The 6,100-nt window shown below is 71.0% G+C and carries 6 protein-coding genes; 1 reads left to right on the top strand and 5 read right to left on the bottom strand.

Going from position 1 to position 6,100, the window contains the following annotated elements; genetic code table 11:
- From WDW90_RS33900 to WDW90_RS33880, 5 genes are all read right to left on the bottom strand, one after another.
- Positions 1-953: Ldh family oxidoreductase (locus WDW90_RS33900; RefSeq protein WP_336492086.1), on the bottom strand; the 953-nt coding region annotated here is incomplete at its 3' end.
- Between the two features lie 6 nt (positions 954-959).
- Complete coding sequence (locus WDW90_RS33895; protein WP_336492085.1) at positions 960-1,901, bottom strand: NAD(P)-dependent oxidoreductase; 942 nt, start codon at positions 1,899-1,901, stop codon at positions 960-962.
- Between the two features lie 38 nt (positions 1,902-1,939).
- Positions 1,940-3,304, bottom strand: a complete 1,365-nt coding sequence (locus WDW90_RS33890; RefSeq protein ID WP_336492084.1) for a cation:dicarboxylate symporter family transporter — start codon at positions 3,302-3,304, stop codon at positions 1,940-1,942.
- Between the two features lie 128 nt (positions 3,305-3,432).
- Positions 3,433-4,713, bottom strand: coding sequence for a UxaA family hydrolase (locus WDW90_RS33885; RefSeq protein ID WP_336492083.1), 1,281 nt, complete (start codon positions 4,711-4,713; stop codon positions 3,433-3,435).
- 9 nt (positions 4,714-4,722) lie between these two features.
- The gene (locus WDW90_RS33880; RefSeq protein WP_336492082.1) at positions 4,723-5,040 is read right to left on the bottom strand and encodes a UxaA family hydrolase; all 318 of its coding nucleotides are present in this window, start codon (positions 5,038-5,040) and stop codon (positions 4,723-4,725) included.
- Positions 5,041-5,356: 316 nt separating this feature from the next.
- Here WDW90_RS33880 and WDW90_RS33875 point away from each other — a divergent pair, with 316 nt between their 5' ends.
- The gene (locus tag WDW90_RS33875) at positions 5,357-6,100 is read left to right on the top strand and encodes a sulfite exporter TauE/SafE family protein (protein ID WP_336492081.1); all 744 of its coding nucleotides are present in this window, start codon (positions 5,357-5,359) and stop codon (positions 6,098-6,100) included.

Below are 6,100 nucleotides of genomic sequence, written 5' to 3'. Positions count from 1 at the left end.
GGGATCGCCAGGCCCGAGGCGGCCGCGCGGGCACGCAGCGCCAGGCGGCGGGCGCCCGGCAGGCGGGCGCCCGCCTGCGCCTCGATCGCGGCGGCAAGCTCCGCGAACCGCTCCGGTGCCGCGCAGAAGGCCGACGCGTCGATCGCGACGATGAGCTGGCCGGTGCCCGGCGGATCGCCCTCCGCGTCGAGGAAGGACGAGGCCTCGGCGGCGTAGCGCCCGCCCGTGAGGCCCGCGGCGAGGAGCTCCACCATGAGGGCGAGCGCCGTGCCCTTCGCGTCGCCGAGGGGAACCATCGTGCCCGCGAGCGCCGCGGCCGCGTCGGTGGTCGGCCGCCCCTCGGCATCGAGGGCCCAGCCCTCGGGGAGCGGCTCGCCGCGGTTCCTCGCCGCCACGATGTTGGCGCGCGCCACCTTCGAGAGGGCGAGGTCCACGACGATCGGGTCCCGCCCCGGCAGCGGGCAGGCGAAGGCGAGCGGGTTCGTGCCGAACACGGCCCGGGACCCGCCCCAGGGCGCCATCGCGGCCGGGGTGTTGGCGAAGAGGAGCGCGACGAGGCCCTCCCCGGCCAGGGCCTCGACGGGGCGCCCGGCCGCGCCGCAATGGTGCGAGCGCCGGATGCCCGCCGCCGCGATGCCCTGCTGGCGCGCCATCGCGGGGAGTTCCGCGAGGGCCGCGTCGATCGCCGGATAGGCGAAGCCGTGCGCGGCGTCGATGGCGAGGAGGCCCGGGCGCGGCCGCTCGACCGTCACGACGGCATCGCCCGCGACCTTGCCGGCGCGCACCTGCGCGGCGTAGGGCGCCACGCGCGAGAGGCCGTGGCCCTTGAGCCCGTCGGCCTCCGCGCCCACGAGGGCGCGGGCGACGCTCGCGGCGGCGGCCGGGCTCGTGCCCGAGCGGATCAGAGCGTCCGAGACCAGCGCGTGGGCGGCCTCCAGGGTCAGGGTCGGCATTCTCTCTCAGACCTCCATCAGGTGGCGGCGCACGGCATCGGCCGTGACCCGGGAGACGCGGACGTTCGATTCCCGCGTCACGCCCGCGATATGCGGCGTCAGGATCAGGTTCGGGACGTCGCGGAAGGCGGCGCCGTCCTCGGCGCCGAGGGGCTCGCGCGCGAAGACGTCGAGCGCCGCGCCGCCGAGATGCCCCGCCTTCAGGGCGGCGGCGACGGCCGCCTCGTCCACGATGCCGCCGCGGGCGGCGTTGATCAGCACCGCGCCCGCCGGCATGCCGGCGATCGCCGCGGCGCCGATCAGGCCCCGCGTCTCGTCGGTGAGCGGGACGTGCAGCGAGAGCACGTCGCTCGACGCGATCAGGGCGTCGAGGGCGAGCGCGGCGACGGCGCCGTGGGCCGACCGCCAGGCGGGATCGTCCGGCGGGAGATACGGATCGTAGGCTGCCACCGTCATCCCGAGCGCGGCGGCGCGGCGGGCGGTCTCGCGCGCGATCGCCCCGAAGCCGACGAGGCCGAGGCGCTTGCCCGCGATCTCGCGCCCCATCAGGGCGTTGCGCGGCCAGGCGCCCGCGGCGACCTCGGCGCTCGCCCCGTAGGCGCCGCGCAGGAGCAGCAGGGCGGTGCCGACCACGTACTCGGCGACCGCCCCGTCATTGGCGCCGGTCGCCGGGTAGACCGCGACGCCGCGCGCCCTGCAGGCGGCGACGTCGATGTTGTCGAGCCCGACGCCGAGCCGCCCGACGACCTTGAGGTCGGGGGCTCCGGCCAGGAGAGCGCCGCGCACCTGCGTCCGGTTGCGCACGATCAGGGCGTCGGCGCCCGCGAGCGCGGCGGCGAGCGCCTCCGGCCGGTCGACGAGGCCCGGGTCGTAGAGGGTGTCGAGGCCCGAGAGACCCTCGCGGATCGCGGCCTCGTCCATGAACTCGCTGATGACGACCTTTGGCATAATCCTACCTTCGAAGAGGGGCCGGGCGATGCTTGAGGCTAAACCGAGACCGCAGGCACAGGCCCAGCGATCGGCCGCCGCGCCCCTTGAGCTGCCACAGGGATCGGCTCCAGCACCTCATCGGGCTCGTCGAGCGTTTCGAGGTCCGGCTGGATTTGACCATCGAGCACGGCGCGGGCATGCGCGAGGTCGATCTTGCCCTCCCAACGGGCGATCACCAGGGTCGCCACCATGTTGCCGATGGCGTTGGTGACGGCACGCAGTTCGTTCAGGATCCGGTCGACGCCGATGATCAGCGCGATGCCGGCCACGGGGATGACGGCGGAAGCCTGGAGGGTGGCCGCCAGCACGAACAGGATCGCGCCCGCCACTCCCGCGACGCCCTTCGAGGTGACGAGGGCGATCGCCAGGATGCCGAGCTGCTGCTCCCAGCTGAGGGGCACGTTGAGCGCCTGGGCGATGAAGCCGACCGCCATGGTCAGGTAGATGCAGGACCCGTCCATGTTGAAGGACAGGCCGGCGGGCATGACCAGCCCGGTCACGCTCTTGTCCACGCCGAGGCCTCCGAGCTTCGCCATCAGGCGGGGCAGCACGGATTCCGAGCTCGTGGTGCCGAGCAGGATGAACATCTCCTCACTGTTGTAGCGGAACAGCTTCCACAGGCTCAGGCCCACGTAGAAGCGCATCACCCCGCCGAGGAACAGCACGATGAAGACGAAGAAGGTCAGGTAGAGCGAGACGATCAGCATCCCGTACTGCGCCAGGATGCCGAGGCCGAACTTGCCGATGGTGAAGGCCATCGCCCCGAAGGCGCCGACGGGCGCGAAGTGCATGATGATGCCGACGACCTTCATCAGCACGTCCCCGAAGGCGTGCACCACCTTCAGGGGGAACTGGCCCCTGGGGCCAAGGGCCGACACTCCAACGCCCACAAGCACGGAGAAGAACATCACCTGGATCAGGTCGCCCTTGGCGAAGGCGTCGACGGCGCTGTGCGGGATGATGTTGGCGATGATCTGCATCACGCCCTCGGCGTGGGCCTTGCCGGCGATGGCGGCCACGCTCTTGGCGTCGAGGCTCTCGAGCGTGGCGTTGATGCCGTCGCCGGGCCGCAGCAGGTTGACGAAGAGGAGGCCGGCCCCGAGGGCGACCGTGGTGGAGACCTCGAAATAGGCGATCGTCTTCAGCCCCATCCGGCCGACGCTCTTCATGTCGCCGACATGGGCGATGCCGACCACCACCGTGCAGAAGATCACCGGCCCGACGATCATCTTGATCAGGTTGATGAACATGTCGCCGAGAATCTTCAGGCTGACGGCGAATGCGGGGGCCAGCACCCCGACCAGGACGCCCAGCGCGATGCCAAGCAGGACTTGGCCATAGATCGACCGCAGAAACCTCACTGCGCTTCCTCCAGATCGTGTCTCGGACGGAGGGCGCCGCGATGTGTCCCGCGGTCGCCGCCCCGGTGTCACCCCGTGGCGTCGGGGGACGGCCGCGGCCCCCAAGGGCCGCGGCCGCCGAAGCGCGATCAGGCGCTGCGGTAGAGCTTCGTCATCACGAACTCGCGGTGCCCGAGGGACTCGGCGGCCGTGAGGCGGCCGTTGGCCGTGCGCACCACCATGTCGATGAGCGCGTCGCCCGCCTGCGGGATCGTCATCTCGCGGCTCAGCACGCCCGACACGTCGACGTCGATGTGCTCGCCCATGGTGCGCACCGTGCGCGGGTTGCCCGAGATCTTGATCACCGGGACGATCGGGTTGCCGATCACGTTGCCCTGCCCGGTCGGGAAGGTGTGCACCACGTAGCCCGCCGCCGCCATCAGGGTCACGCACTCGGCCGCGGCCGAGGACGTGTCCATGAAGTAGAGGCCCGGCCCCCGGGCCGGCGCTTCGGCGGGCTGGAGCGCGTCGATGAAGCGGGAATCGTGGCCGATCTTCTCGAGGTTGCCGAGCGCCTTCTCCTCGATCGTGGTCAGGCCGCCCGCGATGTTGCCCTTGGTGGGCTGCGAATCCGAGAGGTCGTCGGTCTTGTGGGCCTCGATCACGTCGTCCTGGTAGGACTTCCACATCGCGTACCACTTGTCGGCGATTTCCGGCGTCGCTGCGCGCTCCCGGCAGAGATGCTCGGCGTCGGTGATCTCCGAGGTCTCGCCGAACACGCCGTAGATGCCCTGCGGGATCAGCTTGTCGTACATGTTGCCGACCGTCGGGCAGGAGGCCAGGCCGGTGGTGGTGTCGGACTCGCCGCACTTCGTCGAGACCCACAGGTCCGAGATCGGGCATTCCTCGCGGGGCAACTCGGTCGCCCACTGGACGAAGCGCTTGGCCTGGTAGCTGGCCTTGGCGATGGTGGCGATGTCGCCGTGGCCCTCGATGCCGAAGCCGATCACCGGCTTGCCGGTCCGGGCGATGCCCTCGACGACCCGGTTCGTCCACTGCTCCTCGATGCCGATCACCACGACCGCGGCGACGTTCGGGTTCGAGCCGATGCCGATCAGCGTGCGGAAGAAGACCTCGAGGTCCTCGCCGAACTGCAGGCGGCCGTAGGCGTGCGGCAGGGCGAGCGTGCCCTTCACGTTGTTGGCGACCGCCTCGCAGGAGGCGTTCGAGAGGTCGTCGAGGGGCAGGAGCACGACGTGGTTGCGCACGCCGACGCGCCCGTTCTCCCGGCGCCAGCCCATGAAGGTGGCGTTCCGGTGGTCGGTCGAGGCGCGGGCCGCCGGCAGGGCCTTGGTGGCGAACTGGTCGGGGGCGCCGCCCACGAAGGGGGTCGCGATCTCGTGTTCGAGCTGGGCTGCTTCCTTGAACATCACGTCACCTCACCAGCGCTTCGTCTTGACGTTGTGGACATGGACATGCTCGCCCTTGGCGACGTCCTTGATCACCTTGCCGATGTCCTGGCCGTACTTGATGGCGGTGTCGCCGGCCTTGAGATCGACGAGGGCGACCTTGTGCCCGATCGGGATGTCGTGGCGGACATGGAGCTCGAAGGTGGAATTGTCCTCCGTGATCACCCCGAAGGCGGCGGTCTCGGCCTTCAGGCCCTCGATCACCGCGACGGCGACGTTGTCCTGCGGCCCGTGGGCGAGAAGGTGGGGGTGCGTCCTGCCCTCGCCGGGCGCGGCGTGGCTGCTCATTCCTGGGCTCCTCCGTGAAAGCCGTCGTTTCTGCGGCGACTGAGTCTTATATAAGATATCAGATATCGCATGGTCAACGCCGGATTCGTGGCTCCGTCACGTTCACGGCAAAGTGAGGCTGGCGGCGAATGACCGGTTGCTTGGCCGGCGCAGTCTTATATAAGACTAGGCTTGTATCCATTCAGACGATGCCGGCACCGGCGGCGCCCCGGGCGTCCCGGCCGACGTCGCGCAGGCGGGGGGAGCGCAGGCCGGTGCATCGGGCGAGGACGGAGCGCGGGCGGGGCCGCGACGCGGCGCGAATCGGAGCCGCCCGGTGAGCGAGACCCTTCTCCTCGTCCTCTGCCTGAGCGGGGCCGGCCTGATCTCGGGGCTGACGGGCTTCGCCTTCGCGCTCGTCGCCTCCGGCACCCTCCTGTCGATCCGGCCGCCGGTCGAGGCGACGGCTCTGGTGCTCGTCTGCAGCATCCTCTCGCAGAGCCTCTCGATCCTGCGCCTGAGGACCCTGCCGCCGCGCGCGACCGTGCTCGCGATGATCGGCCCGGGCCTCGTCGGGGCGCCGATCGGCATCTACCTGCTGCACGACCTCAACCCTGCGCTGGTCAAGGTCGGGATCGGCGCCTTCCTGATTCTCTACAGCGCCGTCGTGGCGAGCCTGAGCGCCGATTTCCGGGTGCGCTTCGGCAGCCCGTGGAGCGACGCCGCCATCGGCTTCGTCGGCGGGGTCCTGGGCGGCATTGCCGGATTGTCGGGCGCGCTGCCGACCGCCTGGAGCCTCGTGCGCGGCTGGGACCCGCGCACGCAGCGGGCCGTCTACCAGACCTTCACGCTGGTCCTTCAGGTCTGGGCGCTCGTCATCCTGGCCCTGTTCGATCCCCTGCCCGCGGCCCTGCTGCAGGACCTCGCCGTCGCGCTGCCGATCGTGCTGGTGAGCGTGCTGGCCGGCCTGTCCCTGTTCGCGCGGATCGACCAGGCCCGGTTCCGCACGATCGTCCTGGCGCTGCTGGCGATCATCGGCCTGACGACGGCGGGGCTGGCCCTGCCGAGCCTCTTGCCCTGA

Source organism: Methylobacterium nigriterrae, from assembly GCF_037106235.1.
GTDB classification, from domain to species: Bacteria; Pseudomonadota; Alphaproteobacteria; order Rhizobiales; family Beijerinckiaceae; genus Methylobacterium; species Methylobacterium nigriterrae.
The sequence above is the reverse complement of the archived record's forward strand: the minus strand, read 5'-3'. Positions and strand labels throughout refer to the sequence as shown.